17 protein-coding genes are annotated in these 19,722 nt (G+C 32.9%); all 17 read right to left on the bottom strand.

What is annotated here, in order from left to right; translation table 11 throughout:
• Window positions 1–97 precede the first annotated feature (97 nt).
• Window positions 98–1,528, bottom strand: coding sequence for an Asp-tRNA(Asn)/Glu-tRNA(Gln) amidotransferase subunit GatB (gatB, locus tag CUL_RS0106920; RefSeq protein WP_025640908.1), 1,431 nt, complete (start codon window positions 1,526–1,528; stop codon window positions 98–100).
• Window positions 1,528–2,976, bottom strand: a complete 1,449-nt coding sequence (gatA, locus tag CUL_RS0106915) for an Asp-tRNA(Asn)/Glu-tRNA(Gln) amidotransferase subunit GatA (protein ID WP_025640907.1) — start codon at window positions 2,974–2,976, stop codon at window positions 1,528–1,530. The genes gatB and gatA overlap by 1 nt, the downstream gene beginning before the upstream one ends.
• Before the next feature lie 13 nt (window positions 2,977–2,989).
• On the bottom strand, window positions 2,990–3,274 hold the full coding sequence (gatC, locus tag CUL_RS0106910; RefSeq protein ID WP_005586017.1) for an Asp-tRNA(Asn)/Glu-tRNA(Gln) amidotransferase subunit GatC: 285 nt from the start codon (window positions 3,272–3,274) through the stop codon (window positions 2,990–2,992).
• Between the two features lie 30 nt (window positions 3,275–3,304).
• A complete protein-coding gene (gene ligA / locus CUL_RS0106905; RefSeq protein WP_025640906.1) occupies window positions 3,305–5,296 on the bottom strand; it encodes an NAD-dependent DNA ligase LigA in 1,992 nt (663 codons plus the stop codon).
• 3 nt (window positions 5,297–5,299) lie between these two features.
• Complete coding sequence (gene pcrA, locus CUL_RS0106900; RefSeq protein ID WP_005586013.1) at window positions 5,300–7,498, bottom strand: DNA helicase PcrA; 2,199 nt, start codon at window positions 7,496–7,498, stop codon at window positions 5,300–5,302.
• Window positions 7,499–7,636: 138 nt separating this feature from the next.
• A complete protein-coding gene (locus tag CUL_RS0106895) occupies window positions 7,637–8,107 on the bottom strand; it encodes a chemotaxis protein CheX (protein WP_005586011.1) in 471 nt (156 codons plus the stop codon).
• A gap of 4 nt (window positions 8,108–8,111) precedes the next feature.
• A complete protein-coding gene (locus CUL_RS0106890) occupies window positions 8,112–8,525 on the bottom strand; it encodes a bacteriohemerythrin (protein ID WP_025640905.1) in 414 nt (137 codons plus the stop codon).
• Window positions 8,526–8,679: 154 nt separating this feature from the next.
• On the bottom strand, window positions 8,680–9,528 hold the full coding sequence (gene speB / locus CUL_RS0106885) for an agmatinase (RefSeq protein ID WP_025640904.1): 849 nt from the start codon (window positions 9,526–9,528) through the stop codon (window positions 8,680–8,682).
• Entirely contained in the window at window positions 9,521–10,375 is an 855-nt protein-coding gene (speE, locus tag CUL_RS0106880; protein ID WP_025640903.1) for a polyamine aminopropyltransferase, read from the bottom strand. Before speE ends, speB begins: the two co-directional genes overlap by 8 nt.
• 1 nt (window position 10,376) lies before the next feature.
• The gene (locus CUL_RS0106875) at window positions 10,377–11,828 is read right to left on the bottom strand and encodes an aminotransferase class I/II-fold pyridoxal phosphate-dependent enzyme (RefSeq protein WP_025640902.1); all 1,452 of its coding nucleotides are present in this window, start codon (window positions 11,826–11,828) and stop codon (window positions 10,377–10,379) included.
• A gap of 15 nt (window positions 11,829–11,843) precedes the next feature.
• Window positions 11,844–12,644, bottom strand: coding sequence for an adenosylmethionine decarboxylase (speD, locus tag CUL_RS0106870; protein ID WP_201767854.1), 801 nt, complete (start codon window positions 12,642–12,644; stop codon window positions 11,844–11,846).
• A gap of 191 nt (window positions 12,645–12,835) precedes the next feature.
• Window positions 12,836–13,570 carry a hypothetical protein gene (locus CUL_RS16875; RefSeq protein ID WP_157752628.1) on the bottom strand — a complete coding sequence of 245 codons (735 nt, stop codon included), beginning with the start codon at window positions 13,568–13,570 and terminating at the stop codon, window positions 12,836–12,838.
• A 114-nt stretch (window positions 13,571–13,684) separates the two neighbouring features.
• The gene (locus tag CUL_RS0106860; RefSeq protein ID WP_025640899.1) at window positions 13,685–13,990 is read right to left on the bottom strand and encodes a YerC/YecD family TrpR-related protein; all 306 of its coding nucleotides are present in this window, start codon (window positions 13,988–13,990) and stop codon (window positions 13,685–13,687) included.
• A gap of 80 nt (window positions 13,991–14,070) precedes the next feature.
• Window positions 14,071–15,741, bottom strand: coding sequence for a formate--tetrahydrofolate ligase (locus CUL_RS0106855; protein WP_005586003.1), 1,671 nt, complete (start codon window positions 15,739–15,741; stop codon window positions 14,071–14,073).
• Window positions 15,742–16,049: 308 nt separating this feature from the next.
• Window positions 16,050–16,307, bottom strand: coding sequence for an oligopeptide/dipeptide ABC transporter ATP-binding protein (locus CUL_RS19715; RefSeq protein ID WP_025640898.1), 258 nt, complete (start codon window positions 16,305–16,307; stop codon window positions 16,050–16,052).
• An 826-nt stretch (window positions 16,308–17,133) separates the two neighbouring features.
• Window positions 17,134–18,444, bottom strand: a complete 1,311-nt coding sequence (locus CUL_RS0106845) for an NCS2 family permease (protein ID WP_025640897.1) — start codon at window positions 18,442–18,444, stop codon at window positions 17,134–17,136.
• An 18-nt stretch (window positions 18,445–18,462) separates the two neighbouring features.
• A complete protein-coding gene (purD, locus tag CUL_RS0106840; RefSeq protein WP_025640896.1) occupies window positions 18,463–19,719 on the bottom strand; it encodes a phosphoribosylamine--glycine ligase in 1,257 nt (418 codons plus the stop codon).
• Window positions 19,720–19,722 lie beyond the last annotated feature (3 nt).

Raw genomic sequence — 19,722 nt, 5'->3', positions numbered from 1 at the left:
TATTTTAAAATAGTTATGATTATTATATATTGACCCATTAGATTAATCAAGGATTAATTTTCTGACAATTGACGTCGATATATGGAAAAAATTCCATCTATCTCTTTTCAATCATCTCCTTTACCATTTCATTTACCATTTGAGGATTGGCTTTACCCCTTGTAGACTTCATCACTTGCCCAATTAAAAAACCTAGAGCTCTGTCTTTTCCATTTCTATAATCTATGATGGATTGCTGGTTTTCGTGTAGCACCTTTTCTACAATTCCTTTTAATTCACCTTCATCGCTAATTTGGATTAATCCTTTTTTCTTTATAATTTCTTCAGGTTTTTCACCAGTTTCAAACATATCTCTTAATACTTTTTTTCCTATATTGTTGCTAATCTTTCCATTATTTATAAATCCAATAAGATCTGCTAAATCCTTTGGTTTAAACTTCAAGTCTTCAACTTCCAGTTCTTCATCATTTAATCTTCGTAAAACATCTCCCATTATCCAGTTGCTAACCTGTTTAGGATCCTTAGCATATCTATTAGTTTCCTCATAGAACTGGGCTATTTCCTTTGATTGGGTAAGTACTCCTGCATCATATTCTGGCAAATCATATTCTTTAATAAATCTTTCCTTTTTATGATGAGGAAGTTCTGGTAAATTATTTTTTATTTCTTCAATCCAATCCCTATCTATTTTAACTGGAAGGACATCCACATCAACAGAGTATCTATAATTTTCAGTGCCTCCTTTTCCCCTCATAACTAGTGTTTTGTTTTCTAGCTCATTCCATCTTCTAGTTTCTTTTATTGTATTTTCTCCTCTTTCTAAATAATCTATATGTCTCTTTTCTTCATATTCTATTGCATTGACAACAGCCTTAAAGGAATTTAAATTTTTCAGTTCAGTTATATTGGTTTTGTTACCAGTTTCGGTATCTATGACATTTATATTTACATCGCATCTTAAAGATCCTTCTTCCATCTTACAGTCAGAAACTTCAATATATTTTAGAGTATTCCTAAGGTTTTCTAAAAACATTCTAGCCTCTTCAGATGTATTTATGTCTGGCTTAGTAACTATTTCAATTAGAGGAACCCCTGCTCTATTATAATCTATTAATGTATCTCCACCCTCTGTATGAATAGACTTTCCAGTATCTTCTTCTATATGAATCCTTTGAAGTCCAATTTTCTTAGAACCTGCTTCATTTTCAATTTCAACATATCCATCTCTACATAAAGGTCTGTCATCTTGGCTCGTTTGATAACCTTTCACTAAGTCAGGATAGAAATAATGTTTTTTATCCATTTTAACATAATCAGCTATTTGGCAATTGAAAGCAATCCCTGCTCTAATTCCATACTCTAATACGGCTTTATTTAGCTTAGGAATAGAACCAGGTAGTCCTAAACAAACTGGACAACAATGGGTATTAGCATCTCCACCAAATGCATTAATGCAACTACAAAATATTTTTGTCTTCGTCATAAGCTCCACATGAATTTCTAGCCCTATAATAGTCTTATAGCCCATTATCTTTCACCTCCAATAGATAATTCTTCTTCAAAGGCATAGGCAGCTTTCAATATATTTAGTTCTTTAAATCTATCTCCCATTATTTGAAGTCCTACAGGTAAACCATCTACATAACCACAAGGAAGCGATATAGCACATAGGCCTGCTAGATTAGCAGGAATATTAAATATACCTGAATTATACATTTCAAAAGGATTTTTTACACTATCTCCTATTTTAAAAGGTAGGTTAGGTGTAGTAGGAGCTAATACTATATCATACTCTTCAAAAACCTTATCAAAATCCTCTTTTATTAAAGTTCTTACTTTTAATGCCTTGTTGTAATATTCTTTTCCCTTCTTGCTACTCAATATATAAGTACCAGCTATAATGCTTCTTTTTATTTCTTCTCCAAAACCTTCCGTTCTTGAATTTATATATAATTCATCTAGAGTTTCATAATCTTTAGTTCTATAACCATATCTTATTCCATCAAACCTGGCCATATTTGAGCTGATTTCTGAAACTACAATTAAATAATAAGTTGACCAAGCATGTTCACTATGAGGTAAGGATACTTCTTCTACCTCTCCCCCTAGTTTTTCAAGGAGTTTTACAGATTTCATAATTTGTTCTTTGACCCTATTATCTATATCCATACTCATATATTCCTTAGGTAAAGCTATCTTCATACCTTCTATGCCTTCTTTTAGTCTTCCTAAATAATCAACCTTTTCTATATCCATGGAAGTTGGGTCCTTTGCATCCTGTCCCACAATTGCTTCTAGCATTAAAGCAGCATCTGCCACATTCCTCCCAAAAGTCCCTATTTGATCCAAAGAATTAGCTAAAGAGATAAGTCCATATCTAGAAACAAGGCCATAAGTTGGTTTAATACCTACAACTCCACAATAACTAGCAGGTTGACGGTTTGATCCTCCTGTATCAGAACCTAATGCTAAAGCTACTTCTCCCGCCTTTATTGCAGCAGTAGAACCTCCACTGGACCCTCCAGGAACTCTATCTCTATCTATAGGATTTTTAGTCACTCCAAAATAAGAAGTCTCTGTAGAGTAACTAGCTGCAAATTCATCCATATTAGTCTTACCTAATATAATGCCATCAGCATTCTTTATCTTCTCTATAACTGTGGCTTCGTAGGGAGGTATAAAATTTTCAAGTATCTTCGAACCACAGGTAGTTCTTATATCCTTAGTGATTATATTGTCTTTAACCCCTACAGGTATACCAGCTAATATTCCTAAATTCTCTCCATTTTTAATCTTATTGTCTACTCTATCTGCTGCCCTTAGGGCTTCTTCTTTAGTCAATGTTATAAAGGAATTTAAATCACCTTCTATTTCTTCTATTCTATCGAAATGAGCATTAACAATTTCCTTGCTAGATATTTCTTTGTTTTTAAGTTTTTCTCTCATTTCTATAGCTGTTAATTTAACTATATCCATTTTATCACCCCTCTTAGTCCATCACTCTTAATAACTTAAAATATCCATATTCTTGTTCCGGAGCATTTTTAAGTACTTCTTCTCTATTCAAACTGTCTTCTACTATATCTTCCCTCAATGACTTTTCTTTTAAATTGAGAAAGTTTAGAGCTTCTACTCCATCTGTATCTACTGTATTCAATTTTTCTACTTGTTCTAATACATTAGAAAACATAGCTATAAAAATATCCGTTTCCTCTTGAGATAGTTTTAACTTACACATTTCAGCTGTTTGTTTAACTTCTTCCTTAGAAACCATTTTTCTCCTCCTTTATAATCAATGCTTTTTTTAATACTCTTCCATTATTTCTAATAATCTTTCTTCATCAATAATTTCAATACCTAATTCTATAGCCCTTTCATATTTAGACCCAGGACTTTCACCTACAATTACATAATCTGTATTTCTACTTACAGACCCTGTCACCTTTCCTCCCAAATCTTGTATTTTCTCCTTTAATTCTTTTCTAGAATAGGCTTCTATAGTTCCAGTAATCACTATGGTTTTATCGGTAAATATGGATTCTTCTAGGGCTATTTCTTCATAATGAGGCTTAACCCCTTCTAATAATAATTTATCTATACCTTCTAATATCCTCTCATCATGGAAGAACTCGGTTATACTCTCTGCAATTTTAGGCCCTATATCTGGAATAGTAATTAGTTCTTCATATTTAGCATCCATAATAGCTCTCAAAGACTTAAAATGCTCTGCTAAATCTTGAGCGGTTTTTAAACCTACATTGGGAATCCCTAGAGCGTAGATAAAAGCGTCTAAAGTAGTATCTTTACTTCTTTCAATAGCTTCTAATAAGTTTCTAGCCCTTTTATCCTTAAATCCTTCAAGTTTTAATAGCTCCTCATATTTTATCTCATATATATCCCCTATGTCCATTAGATTTAACTCTTCAAATAATTTTTCTGCCGTTTTTTCACTAAGTCCTTCTATATTCATGGCATCTCTACTAGCAAAATGCACTATTCTAGATACTAATTGAGGTTTACAGGTTAATGAGTTTGGACAAAATATATGAACTCCATCCTGGTACAATTCACTATTACAAGCAGGGCAATGGGTAGGCTTCTCAATCTCTACCGTTTCTTCTTCTGTATCTACTATTCCCATTATCTCCGGGATTACTTCATTAGATCTTCTTATCAATACTCTAGAGCCTATAGCTACCCTTTTTCTAAGTATATCATCATAATTGTTCAAAGTAGCTCGTCTTACGGTGGCTCCTGCAATCTCTACAGGTTCTAATAAAGCTGTAGGGGTAACTTTGCCCGTTCTACCTACATTCCATTGGACTGATATTAATTTAGTAGTAGTTTCTTCTGCTTCAAATTTATAGGCTATAGCCCATCTGGGAAACCTCATGGTATAACCAAGGACTTGTCTAGTCCTCATATGGTTTATTTTTATTACTGCACCATCTGTCAATATATCTAAATTATGCCTTTCTTCTTCTATTTTTTCTATCTCATTAATAACATCTTCTATAGAATTACATTCTTCAGCATAATCAAATACGGGCAACCTATTGGATCTAATAAATTTAAGCATTTCCATATGGGTAGTGAATTCTTTTCCTTCAATATGTCCTATATTATAAAAGTAAGCTATTAAATTCCTCTCCTTAGTCACCTTTGGATCTAAATTTCTTAAAGCTCCTGCAGCTGCATTTCTTGCATTCTTTAATGGCTCTAATGCTGTTTCATTATACTTCCTAAGGGCAGATAATGGCATTAATCCTTCCCCTTGGACTTCCATAGTACCATTAAAATCTATTTTCAAAGGAATGGTTTTTATAGTCTTTAATTGGGGTAAAATAGCTTCTCCTACGGTACCATTTCCCCTAGTGGCGCCTTGGACCAATTCTCCCTCTCTATAGGTTAGATTGATAGTCAATCCATCGAATTTATACTCTACCACATAAGTAGGAGAAGGTAGTTTGTCTTCATTAGCATTATTATACTCCTCTATTAACCGTCTAATCCTATTATCCCAATTAACTAATTCTCCATAGTTTTGGCTTTTGTCTAGACTCCAGAGCCTATCTAGGTGGAAATGTTTTTCAAATTTATCTAATATCTCTCCACCAACCCTTTGAGTTGGAGAATAGGGAAATATTCTTCCCGTTTCCTTCTCCAATTTTACTAATTCATCGTAAAGAGCATCGTATTCTTTATCGCTTACCTTTGGTTGATCTAATGTATAATAGTAATAATTTAAGTCATTAATTTCTTCAATAAGTTCTTTTATCCTTTCAACCTTATCCATGTATTACTCTCCTTTCAGTATTTCTATCGGAGCAATGGAAAGAAGTAATCTCTTAAGGCCTACCTTATCAAAGGCGATTACTATTTCCTTATCTTCATCCCTTTCCTTAATTTGAACTATAGTGCCTACACCCCATTTTTTATGGCTTACCTTATCACCAAGATCTACATCCGTATTGTTATTGGTTGGCTGGTATATTGTTCTATCAATTCCTTTAGTATAATCATGTACTTTTACAAGCTGTTTTTTATGATCTGATTTCTTTCCTCTCCCATTATCCGTCGATGAAATGGTATAGCCTTCTGGTATTTCATTTATAAATCTAGAAGGCAATGAATAATTAGTATTGCCATAGATAGTTCTAAGTTTTACATGGGTTATAAATAGCAATTTCTCAGCCCTAGTTATAGCTACATAACAAAGCCTTCTTTCCTCTTCCAATTCTGTTTCATCGTCTAAAGCCCTTGATATGGGGAATAGACCTTCTTCCATGCCAACCATGAATACAACAGGAAACTCCAATCCTTTAGCTGAATGGACTGTAAGTAAGGTTACCGAGTTATCTATATCTTCCGTTTTATCCACATCGGAAAGAAGGGATATGGTAGCCAAAAAATCTTCCAAACTACCTTCAGGGTACCTAACTTCAAAGTCTATGGCTACAGATATAAATTCTTTTATATTATCTAGCCTTGTTTGTGATTCTATACTAGCTTCCTCTTCCAATTCCTTGATATATCCTATACCATAGACAACTTCTTCTAAGAATTCTTTTAATCCCATTACTTCACTCATAGCCATGAATTTGTTTATCATATCTACAAAGGATTTTAAATTATTTTTAGCTCTCGTTGATAGATTTGATACTTTTTCCACCTTTAACAATGTACTATATATACTCTCCCCAGTTTCATTAGCATATTCCTCAATTTTTCCTAAGGTGGCATTACCTATTCCTCTTTTAGGGACATTTATTATACGCTTTAAAGATATATCATCTACTGGATTCTGGATTAATTTTAAATAAGCTATAATATCCTTAATCTCTTTTCTATCGTAGAACCTTAATCCTCCCACAATCTTATAAGGTATACTCTTTCGCATAAATATTTCCTCAAAGGTTCTTGATTGGGCATTGGTTCTATAAAGAATTGCAAAGTCTGAAGGCTTATATCCTTCATTTATAAGTTTTTCTACCTTATTGGCAACAAAATAAGCCTCTTCCTCTGAATCCAATAGGCTTTCCACCACCACTTGATTCCCTTCTTCATTGTCCGTCCACAATTTCTTTTCTTTTCTGCTTGAATTGTTTTTTATTACATGATTGGCTACGTTCAGTATATTTTGGGTTGATCGATAGTTTTGTTCTAGCTTTATGATTTTAGTATTTGGAAAATCTTTTTCGAAGTCCAGAATATTTGAAATATCCGCACCTCTCCATCCATAAATGCTCTGATCGTCATCCCCCACCACACATATATTTCTATATCTTTCTGAAATCAATTTCACTAATTTATACTGTATCTTATTTGTATCCTGAAACTCGTCTACAAATATATGCTTAAACTTCTTTTGATAATAATCTAGTACATCTGGGTTGGATTTTAATAACTCTACGGTTTTTATTATTAAATCATCAAAATCTAAGGCATTATTAGCTTTAAGTTTTTTCTCATAAAGGGCATATATCTCTCCTACATTCCTACTATAATAATCACTGTAATTTTGGTTTATATATGTATCCGGATCCGTCATTTTATCCTTTAATGAACTAATAACACTAAGGACGGATCTTTCCTTATACATATCCTTACTCAAGTTCAAATCCTTAATACATTCCTTCACCACGGTAATTTGATCATCTCTATCATAGATGGAGAAACTTCTATCATATCCTATTTTATCTATATTCCTTCTAAGTATCCTTACACATACAGAGTGAAAGGTACCCATCCATATATCATCTATATTACCATCCAATAAATAATCTACCCTTTCCTTCATTTCGTTGGCAGCTTTATTGGTAAAGGTTATTGCCAAAATATTTCCTGGGAAAATCCCCTTTTCTTCTACTAAATAGGCTATCCTATGGGTTAATACCCTAGTTTTCCCACTTCCCGCCCCAGCTAAAATAAGTAGAGGCCCTTCTGTATGGAGAACGGCTTCTTTTTGTCTATCGTTTAAACCTTTTATTAATTCCATATTGTCACCATCCTAGTTAAACATTCGTTTCCTTTTTATTATATAATAATAGTGGATTTTTTCCAATGGAAAAAGACATCTGCTTAGCAGATGCCCTAATATTAAGTATTATTGTAAATTGCAAAACTTTACAAACCATTAACTATTCTTGTTTTCTGATAAAAATAAACTAATATCAAACTCACCTATATCGGTCTTTAAAGGTATCTGTATCGCTCTTTCATTTGCTAAAGAAATAGATTCATGCTTTCCTATTATGACTTGAGGTGGAGCAATATCGCAGGCGTAATCATAAGTTGAAAGATTAGTCAGGGCATTCCCGCCTATAATATTTGCCACTTCCCCTAAGGCGGAAGAGACAAAGTTATCAATTTTTTTCATTTCCATTCCAGACATTATTTTAACCATTTCTAAAGTCATATTATTTGAAAAGCCAAACAAAATTGTACCTTTTAAATCTCCTGTTACTCCAAGTACTACATTGGCATCTTTACCGCTGACCATTCCTTCTAGTACTTTAATATCCCCTCTTGCTACATTTAGATCTAACATTAGTTGGAACACGTCTTGAGTTGCTATATAAAAAGAGTTTATATATTCTGCTTTCATTAAACTATTCCCCCTTTTCCCTTACATACTCTCCAATTTTTTGGTCCATTTTACCAACATGCATAATAAGCCAAGTCATAAGTTTTGCACTAAACTCCTGTACCTTTTCTTCAGTAAACTCTCCCTGTTCAAAAATTTGAACATAGTCATATATTTCCTGTTTAAATTTAGCATGGATTTCTTTATGTAGTTCAATATCAGGATAATTAATCTCTTTTTGATATTTTTCTTCATCATCAAAATGGTACTCTACATATTGCTGCATAAAAGCCATGGTCTCTTTCACGCTATCCAATTTTTCTTTCCAAGGTATGTCGTCTTGTACAATTTGAATAAAATTTGATAATCGCTTAAATAATTCTTTATGTTGTTCATCAATTCGCTCAACGCCAATTTTATATTTTTCCTTCCACATCATAAATATCCCTTCCTTCCATATGTTCTCACCTTGTTTTTTTACCCCTAAAATGTCGTAAAACAACATATTTTTACTAAATAATCGCCTTTTAAATATAATTTTTAACATTAAAATGGCAACAACTTTCTAATAGCTGTTGCCATTTTAATATCTCCTATCTGCATATTTGAAGTAATAATTCCCGTACCAACTTACAAGCCAAGGCTGTAGATATTCCACTTATATCATAAGGAGGGGATAGTTCAACTATGTCCAATCCAACTATATTTAGGTTGGATAATTTATATATTACTGATAATAGTTCCTTAAATGAAACTCCTCCTGCTTCTGGAGTCCCTGTAGCTGGAAATTCAGAAGGATCTAGTACGTCTAAGTCTATGGTCAAATATACTGGTACATCCTTAAGTTTTTCCTCCAATATTTCTATTCCCTTAAAATCAAATTTATTGGTATATACATGATCCTTTCCCCAAAGAAACTCTTTCCTATCACCACTTCTTATTCCAAATTGAAATATTCTATTATCCCCTAGGATTTCCCAACACCTCCTCATAACCGTTGCATGGGAAAGCTCTTCACCTAAATATTCGTCCCTTAAATCTGCATGGGCATCAAAATGGATTATATTAAGTTTAGGATAAGTTTTTGCAATAGCTTTCACCGTCCCTAAAGTTACTAAATGCTCCCCACCTATCATAAAGGGAATTTTATTATCCTTAATTACCTTTTCTGTATAATCTTCTATTATTTTGAGAACTTTTTTTGGACTACCAAAAGGTAATTCCAAATCTCCTCCATCGTATATTTTAAAATCCATTAAATCCATATCTAAATATGGACTATAGGTCTCTATACCGTAACTTTCATTCCTTATATGAGAACTAGCAAATCTAGTTCCTGGTCTGTATGATGTGGTACCATCAAAAGGGGCTCCAAAGATAATTATTTTACTTTCTTCATATTCCCCATCACAACCGATAAAGGTATGAATGTTTTTATTCATCTTCACTTTCTAACAACTCCTTAACATAATTGGGAAGGGCAAAACTCCCTTTGTGGAGTTCCGTATTATAGTACTTGGTTTTTAAATCTAAACTATTCCATCTATCTTCCTTTAAATCTTCAATAGGGTCAAAAGTTTTAGACGCAAATCCAAAAAGCCAATGGCCTGACGGGTAGGTGGGAATATGAGCTTGATATACTTTACAAATAGGGAAAACCTCTTTTATTCGCCCATGGGCCCTTCTCATTGAATTAGCATAGTTAAAATAATAGGGACTTTCATGTTGGTTTACTAAGATCCCATCTTCCTTTAAAGCTTTATAGCAATTTCCATAAAATTCTTTGGTAAAGAGGCCTTCACCAGGACCAAAAGGGTCTGTAGAATCTACTATAATTAGATGGTATTCATCTTTTTTCTTCCGCACAAATTTCAATCCATCTTCAAAAAACAATTCTACCCTTGGGTCGTCTAATTTTTCTGCAGTTTGAGGAAGGTAAGATCTGCAAACTTCCACCACTTTTTCATCTATTTCAACCATATCTATTTTTTTAATAGTTTGATATCGGGTTAATTCACGGACGGTGCCGCCATCTCCACCACCTATGACCAATACCTTTTCTATATCTGGATTGGTGGCCATTGGTACATGGACTATCATATCATGGTAGATAAACTCGTCTTTTTCCGTTAACATCATCAAACCATCTAAAGTCAGAAACCTTCCAAATTCCTTTGAGTGAAAAACGTCTATTCTCTGAAGCTCACTTTCTCCGCTATATAATAATCTATCTACTTTTATTGAAAAATGAACATCATCTGTATGCTCCTCAGTATACCAAAGTTCCATTTTATCCCTCCAAAACATAAATATTTTCTATCTTCATATCTTGAGTTCCTGTTAATAAAGACCCTTTTTCCTTTGCATAATAGATATAATCCAATACATTCCTTGTAATCCTTTCCCCTGGAGCCAAAATTGGAATTCCTGGAGGATAGGCCATTATAAATTCTGCTGAAATTCCTCCGAGACTATTATCTATAGATATGGGCTTTTTACTGCCATAAAAGGCCCTTTGAGGAGGTAAAACCACTTCTGGGTCTATATATTCAGATTCAAGCATACCAATTTTGTCTTTTTCATAAAGCCTTTTTATTTCAGACAAAGCCGATATCAACCTTTCGATCTCTAATATCCTATCGCCAGCAGATATAATGGCAAGTATATTGCCAATATCTCCGAACTCTATTTGAATACCATATTCATCCCTTAATATATCGTATACCTCAATACCTGCTAAACCTATATCTAATGTATGGATGGATAATTTTGTCTCATCAAAATCGAATACCTTATCCCCATCTATAATTTCTTTTGAAAAAGCATAGTATCCTCCTAGATTGTTAATCTCCTCTCTAGCATATTGAGCTAAATCCATAGTCCTTTTAAATATGTCCTTTCCATTAAGACTCAAATTCTTTCTGGCTAAATCTAGGGAAGCCAATAATAGATAAGAGGCACTAGTAGTCTGAGTTAAATTTATTATTTGTCTAACATAATTAGAATTTACATTTTTACCACATAATAAAAATGAACTTTGGGTTAGGGAACCACCAGTTTTATGCATACTTACAGCAGCCATATCCGCATTGGCTTCCATTGCAGATATGGGCATATCATCACCGAAATAAAAATGTGTTCCATGGGCTTCGTCTACTAATACCAACATATTGTTTTCATGAGCCATTTCGACAATCTTATCTAGATTGGAGCAGATTCCATAATAGGTTGGATTGTTGACTAGGACTGCTTTAGCATCCTTGTTTTTTAATATTGCCTCTTTCACATGGGAAAGGGGCATACCTAAAGAAATACCTAGTTTTTTGTCCACTCCAGGATTTACATAAACCGGTATTGCCCCAGAGATAATCAATGCATTAATAGCGCTTCTGTGAACATTTCTAGGCATTATAATCTTGTCTCCAGTTTTGCAGGTAGACATGATCATAGCTTGAACGGCAGCAGTAGTTCCATTTACTATAAAGAAGGTGTTTTTTGAGCCAAAAGCTTCCGAAGCAATTTTCTCTGCCTCCTTTATGACTGAAGTAGGATGACTCAAATTATCTAATGGTTTCATAGAGTTTACATCTACTGTAAGGCAGTCTTGACCTAAAAAATTCGTTAGTTCTCTATTCCCCCTTCCCCCCTTATGTCCTGGTACATCGAATCGAACTATCCTATTAGATTTATACCTTTTAAGGGCTTCAAATATGGGTGCTTTTTCTTGTAAAAATTTATCCATATTAACACCTCATAACTAATAGATATTCATACCGCTAAATATTTCGATCATTTCTCTACGAAGGCTGTTGGTAATCTCAAGCCTTTGTTTTGGAGGTAATTCATATACATCCTTGTTAAATAAATAGTCTTGAAGTTCTATTTCTTTAATCAGCATTTTAGTATGGAATATATTTGATTGATAAACATTAACGTCTATAGCATCATATTTTTCTAATGTCTTCTTATCTATATAATCTTGGATTGAAGTAATGTCATGGTCTATATAATATTTTTTACCCTTTACATCTCTAGTAAATCCACGAACCCTATAATCGATGGTAATAATGTCAGAATCAAAACTCCCTATAAGATAATCCAAAGCATTAAGGGGAGAAATGGTACCACAGGTGGATACATCGATATCGACTCTAAAAGTTGATATAGCATTATCTGGGTGATATTCGGGATAGGTATGCACTGTCACATGGCTCTTATCCAAATGGCCTACAATAGAATCCCTTTTGGATATAATATCTCCAATATTACAAGATTTATCTATTAAATGGACAGGCAAAGCCTCTTCCGTAATAAGGATAGTAACCGAAGCTCCCTGAGGTTCATAGTCTTGTTTAGCAATATTTAGAACATGAGCTCCAATCATTTCTGTTACATCACATAAAATCTTTGTCAACCTTTCAGAATTATATTGTTCATCAATATATTCGATATAGCCCTTTTGTTCTTTTTCACTCTTAGCATAGCAAACATCATAAATATTGAAACTAAGGGTTTTTGTTAGATTGTTAAACCCATATAATGTTAACTTCTTTTCCAACCCTAACATCCCACCTTTCTTGTTGATAAATTTCGATTTATTCTAGCATATATTTAATGGAAAAACAATAATTACTATTCGTTTTCTATATAGTTATATTACCCAACAATATGCTAATATAAAAAAGGCTTCCACGGAAGATTATTAAGGAAGCCTTTTTAAAAAACTATATATGGAAAGTATATTTATCCTTATCTATAATGTATATCTGAGAGTCCAAGTACATGTTCAAAAACAATATCCTTTCCTTCATATAAAAGTTGTACCCCATCTATCCATTCACCATCATAATCTTTTTGTAATAGAGTATCAATTAATTGATAGCTGGTAATAATTCCACCAGCAGTTCCTTGGAAATAATATGCCTTCCATGAGGAACCAATTAATTTTTCAAGATCCTCTATCCCTTGGTTTATACTGTACTCTTTTAAATTAATTATTGCTATTTTTTTACCTTCAATATCTTTTATATCTACAATTTCTATGGGTAGACCATTAAAACAATATTGAGAAAGTTTATTTACTAAAAGATGTAATTGTTCCTCCATTGGCAATATTTTTGGTATTGTTACATAATATTTTATTTCCTTCTTATAAGTATTTATGTTAGCAGTAAAAATAGGTAATATTAAATTTTCATCTGTAAAACTCTTTTCATTCCTAAAGTTAATAATTTGAACTTGTTCCTGCAATAAATCCTTGTCCCTATAGACTTCATCTTGTAATTCGTTAACCCTTTTGTTCAATATACTATTTTCTTCTTTAATTTTATCTAATTCATTTTCTAAGGAAGATATCTTGTTCAATAACCTATTTTGATTTTCTTTTGTCTTATTGTTCTGTTTTTGCAAAATATAACCCCCTAAGCTAATAGTTAATGCTATCAGTATTAATATGAATATTCTCCGTTGAAATTTTTTATCCATTAAGATCACCTCTCTATACCTATCATTATACATGATTCCCAATGAAAATTAATAAAAAAAACAGCACCAATCCTAAAATAACCTTAGTAAATCAGTGCTGGAATAGTAATAAATCTATTCATCCTTTAAATAGCCCAATCTTTCAAAAACTATTTTATATCCATCTACTCCATAGTTTAAAGACCTATTTATCCTACTGATAGTAGCAGTACTAGCCCCTGTCTTCTTTTCAATTTCACTATAGGTATTATTAAGGGTTAGTAACTTAGCTACTTCTAACCTTTGGGCGATGGATTGAATTTCTTTTATGGTGCAGATATCTTCGAAGAATCTATAGCATTCTTCAATGGTTTCAAGTTTTAATATGGCTTGAAACAAATTGTCCACCTGTTCACTTTTAATTTTGGAATTATAATCAATCAATGTTTCACCTCCATAAATTAAATATACCCAACTAAGTCCAAAAAAGTCTGGAGAGAATATCCCCCAGACTTTTTTATCTAAAATAATCCTACTATTTCTCCACTTTCCAATATATCTATATTATTGGCAGCTGGCACTTTTGGTAATCCTGGCATAGTCATTATTTCCCCAGTTAATGCAACAAGGAAACCTGCGCCATTAGATACTCTTATATCTCTTACAGTTATTTTAAATCCTTCTGGTCTTGCTAATAATGTTGGATCATCGGATAATGAATATTGAGTTTTTGCCATACAGATTGGCATCTTATCTAATCCAAGTTCTTCAATTTGTTTTATTTTCTTTTCACAGGATTTTGTAAATTCAACACCATCAGCTCCATAAACTTCCTTAGCTATAGTATTGATTTTATCCCTTATGGATTCATTAGAATCATATATTGGTTTAAAGTTTGAAGGTTTGCTTTCTACTATTTCTACTACCGTCTTAGCTAATTCGATTCCACCGTCTCCACCTTTACCCCAAACTTCTGTAAGTACTGCTACTGAACCTAGTTCTTCAGCTCTCTCCTTCACATATTCTAATTCAGCTTCTGTATCTGTAGGGAATCTATTAATTGCCACTACTGCAGGCACACCAAATTTATTAACATTTTCTATATGTTTTTCTAAGTTTTCAAACCCTTTTGCTAAAGCATCTAAATTTTCATTTCCTAGTTCATCCTTTTTAACCCCACCATGATGTTTCAATGCTCTAACTGTAGCAACGATTACAGCCGCATCTGGTTTCAAATCGCCAAATCTAGCTTTTATATCAAAGAATTTCTCTGCACCTAAGTCAGCACCGAATCCAGCCTCTGTAACTGTGTAATCAGCAAGTTTTAGAGCTAATTTTGTGGCTAACATTGAGTTACATCCATGGGCAATATTTGCAAAAGGTCCACCATGAATAAGTGCTGGAGTATTTTCTAATGTCTGAACAAGGTTAGGATTGATAGCATCTTTCATAAGTAAAGCTACTGCTCCCTGTGCCTTTAAATCCTTAGCAAATACAGGGCTTCCATCATATTTATATGCTACTAATATATTTCCAATTCTCTCTTTGAAATCCTCTAAATCCTTTGATAAACAGAAAATTGCCATTATTTCTGAAGCAACTGTTATATCAAATCCATCTTCTCTAGGTACACCGTTTGGTCTACCGCCTAATCCTACAACTATATTTCTTAATGCTCTATCGTTCATATCAAGAACTCTTTTCCATACTACCCTTCTTGGATCGATATTCAATGCATTCCCTTGATGAATATGGTTATCCAACAAAGCAGAAATTAGGTTATGAGCTGTAGTAATTGCATGGAAATCACCAGTAAAGTGTAGATTTATATCTTCCATAGGTACAACTTGAGCATATCCTCCACCAGCTGCTCCACCTTTAATACCAAAACTAGGTCCTAAAGAAGGCTCTCTCAATGCAGTTACTGCTTTTTTACCTATTTTATTCAATGCCATACTCAAACCTATATTTACTGTAGTTTTACCTTCACCAGCTGGAGTTGGATTGATGGCAGTAACAAGAATCAATTTTCCATCCTCTTTATCCTTCAATTTTTCCAATACATCTAAATTTACTTTTGCTTTATATTTACCATAATGTACTAGATCGTCCTCTTTTAATCCTATCTTTTCTGCCACCTCCGTAATTGGGAGCATTTTTGCTTCTTGAGCGATTTGAACATCCGTTTTCACAAATATACCTCCTTATATTTATAATTTAATCCTTGACCAAATATTAAACTTAACTTTCCAAATATAAATAGTATGTATCCTAGTTTTTATTATATACAAATATAAATATTGTTTTAACTTGTGCTATTATATTGTTCAATTTTCATAAAATTTTAGATTGTTTTATACAACTATATAGTATTATATCAAATTTTTGGGACTTTTTGAAATACTTTTCTAATAAATAAATAAAAATGCGCCTTCCCAGTTTGTTACTTTATATTCTTAACTGGGAAAGAGCTAATCTTTTTATTATATTAAATGGCAAGCTACATAATGACCTGGTTTTTTTCTTCAAATTTAGGTTTAGCTTCTTTACAAATATCTTTTCTATGACGACATCTACCATAGAATACACATCCTGGACCTGGATCAATTGGACTCGGAACATCCCCTTCTAAAACTATACGTTCCCCTTTTAGGCCAACCTTTGGAATTGGGATAGCAGATAGTAGAGCTTGTGAATATGGATGAAGTGGATCTGTAGATATGCTCTTATAATCAGTTAATTCTACTATATTTCCCAAGTACATTACTGCAATTCTATCGCTTATATGTTTAACAACACTTAAGTTATAGGCAACAAATATATAGGTAAGACCTAGTTCTTCTCATAATTCATCTAATAGATTCAATATTTTTGATTGAATACTACCATCTAGTTCGTGAGGGAATGAATGAATGAATTAATCAATCTTTTCTCTAGACCTACAAGTTTCATAGTACGTTTAATCAGTTCACCAATTTGATTTTTAGGGACTACATCTTTGTTAACGTATAAAGGGTCGGCAATTAAATCATAGACACTTAGTCTTGGAAAACTATTTACATCTTTTTTCTCATTTCCTTCTGCAAACTTAAATAAAAATCATTCCACTAACCTATGAATAAAAAATATTATCCTTTAAATAAAATAAATGTGATCCTCGGCAATATATTAATATGATTAGAAATCATATCAACCTTAAAACCATTAATAATACTAACGTTTTCAAGCCAATATGCCAAAAATATTAATTATATATTTTACCTGTCCTTAATTCATGTCAAAGTTAAACGATAATTGTGTCTAAATAAAGCGTGGACCAATAGTTTTTTAAATCCTATTAAGTTATTCATAGTCAGAGGTAATTTTTATATCGAGCTTGCAAAAAATGTTAATATGTCTAGAGTTTTGTTAAATATTAATTTCTTATTATATAGAATTTATCAAATTAATTTAATAAACCAAAATATAATATAACTTTTTAGCCAAATATTGTTTATTTTTTGACATTTTTTTATGCTTAATAACAATATTTAGATTGCAGTAATAAAAAATTAAAGGTGGCATTTTTAAATGCCACCTTTAATTTAGGATAAAGCGATTCTTAAAATAAATAATAATGCTAATAAATACATAACAAAAGATACTTCCTTCCCCTTACCAGTAAGAAGTTTCAACACTACATAGGATACCATGCCAAATACTATACCTTCTGCAATACTATAAGCAAAAGGCATCATTATTATGGTTAAAAAAGCAGGAATAGCTTCGGTATAATCATCTAAATCGATTTTCTTTATTGGACTCATCATAAATAATCCTACAATTACTAAAACAGGAGCAGTAGCTGCTGATGGTACCATGGTAAATATGGGAGCAAAGAATAAAGATAATCCAAACATTATAGCTGTGCTAAAGGCGGTAAGGCCAGTCCTTCCTCCCTCTGCTACCCCTGATGCCGATTCTACATAGGTGGTAACAGTACTAGTTCCTAAGCAGGCGCCAGCTACTGTTCCTATTGCATCTGCCATCAACGCATTACTTACTCTAGGAAGTCTTCCTTCTTCATCTAACATCTCTGCTTTTGAAGCTACACCTACTAAAGTCCCTACTGTATCAAATATATCTACAAATAAAAATGTAAATACTACTACCAACATATCTAGTGAAAATATCTCTTCCCATCCAACAAATTGGAATGCAACAGATTTTAAAGATGGAGGTAAGCTTACAATACTTTTTAAACCAAATCCTTCCGGTAACACGGTAACTCCCATGGGTATGCCTATTATGGTAGTTAGAAGAATACCAATTAACAAAGCACCTCTAACATTCTTAGCTAATAATATTCCAGTAATTACCAAGCCTATAATTGCTAGGATTGGAGCTGGGTCCTTAAGATTTCCTAAACCTATTAATACTCCGTCTCCTGCTACAATAATCTCTGCTCCAGAAAGGCCAATAAATGCAATAAAGAGTCCTATACCTACAGAAACCGCATTTTTCAAGTTCATAGGGATTGCATTAAATATTGCTTCCCTAGCCTTTACCAAGGATAATAGTATAAATATAATACCTTCAATCAATACAGCGGTTAAAGCAAATTGCCATGATTTTCCCATAGGACCTAAAACTACAGTAAAAGCAAAAAAAGCATTAAGTCCCATGCCTGGTGCTAAGGCAAAGGGATATTTTGCATAAAAAGCCATTATCATAGTTGCAATAAATGCAGATAAGGCCGTTGCTGTAAATACTCCTCCTACATCCATACCAGTTTTCGATAAAATATCTGGATTTACTATTAAAATATAAGCCATAGTCATAAAAGTAGTAATTCCTGCAAGTATTTCAGTTCTCTTGTCAGTATGATGCTCCTTTAATTTAAAATAATTTTCCATTATAAGTCCTCCTTAATCTTAGTCAATTTTTGCTATATCCTTTCTAAAATACATCCCATCAAATTTGATTTTGTTTAGGTTTTCATATATTTTCTCTCTGGCTTCTTCTAAAGTATCCCCTAAGGCGGTTATGGATATTACTCGACCACCATTAGTATATAGTCTCCCCTCCTTTTCTACTGTTCCATTGTGGAATATTATTATATCTTCATCTACATCCTTAAGCCCTCTAATCTCCTTGCCTTTTTCATACTTTCCAGGATAGCCTTTCGATGTAGCTACTACCGTTACACATTTTTCATCTCTCCAAATCAAATCCTCTTTCAATAAACTGCCTTCCAATGTTTTTTCAAAAATATCTATTATATCGGATTTAAGTCTCGGAATTAAAACCTCTGTTTCTGGATCCCCAAATCGCACGTTAAACTCCAATACTTTAGGTCCATCCTTAGTTATCATTAACCCTATGAACAATATGCCATTATAGTCTATTCTCTCTCCCCTTAAACCTATTTCAATTTTTTTAAGTATTTTTTCTTCAATTATTCTTTCTAATTCAGGATTGAATAATGGATTTGGAGAATAACAACCTACTCCACCAGTATTAGGTCCTTCATCTCCTTCAAATATCTGTTTATAATCCTTAGCGCTTTCCATAGGGATTATTTTCCCATTAGATACAAAGCATAATAGAGATGCTTCAACTCCTTCTAAAAATTCTTCAATTATTATAGTCTCTCCAGCAGAACCAAATACTTTGTCCTTCATCATTTGGTTTATACTATCTATAGTTTCCTCTTTCCCATTGCAAATTACTACACCTTTCCCTAAACACAATCCATCTGCCTTTATTACCAGCGGATAATTAAACATATCCAATTCTTCAATAGCCTTTTCACTATCTGTATATCTTCTATATTTGGCAGTAGGTATATTGTATTTTTCCATAAACTCTTTAGCGTATACCTTAGATCCTTCCAGTTGAGCTGCCTTCTTATTTACTCCAAATATCTTTAGTCCCTTTTCACTAAACCTATTTACTATGCCCATAACTAAAGGCCCTTCTGGCCCTACTACCGTTAGATCTATTTTTTCTCGTATTGCAAAATCCAATAGACCGTCCATATCTTCTAATGATATATCCACGTTTTCGGCTATCTCCTTTATTCCTCCATTACCTGGAGCACAGTAAACTTTAGATACCTTAGGGCTTTTAGCTATTTTCCAACAAAGAGCATGTTCCCTACCGCCACTACCTAGGACTAGAACCTTCATAGT

Origin of the sequence: [Clostridium] ultunense DSM 10521, assembly GCF_000511955.1 — a bacterium.
Taxonomy (GTDB): domain Bacteria; phylum Bacillota; class Clostridia; order Tissierellales; family Tepidimicrobiaceae; genus Schnuerera; species Schnuerera ultunensis.
This window is presented reverse-complemented; position numbering and strand designations above follow the sequence as displayed.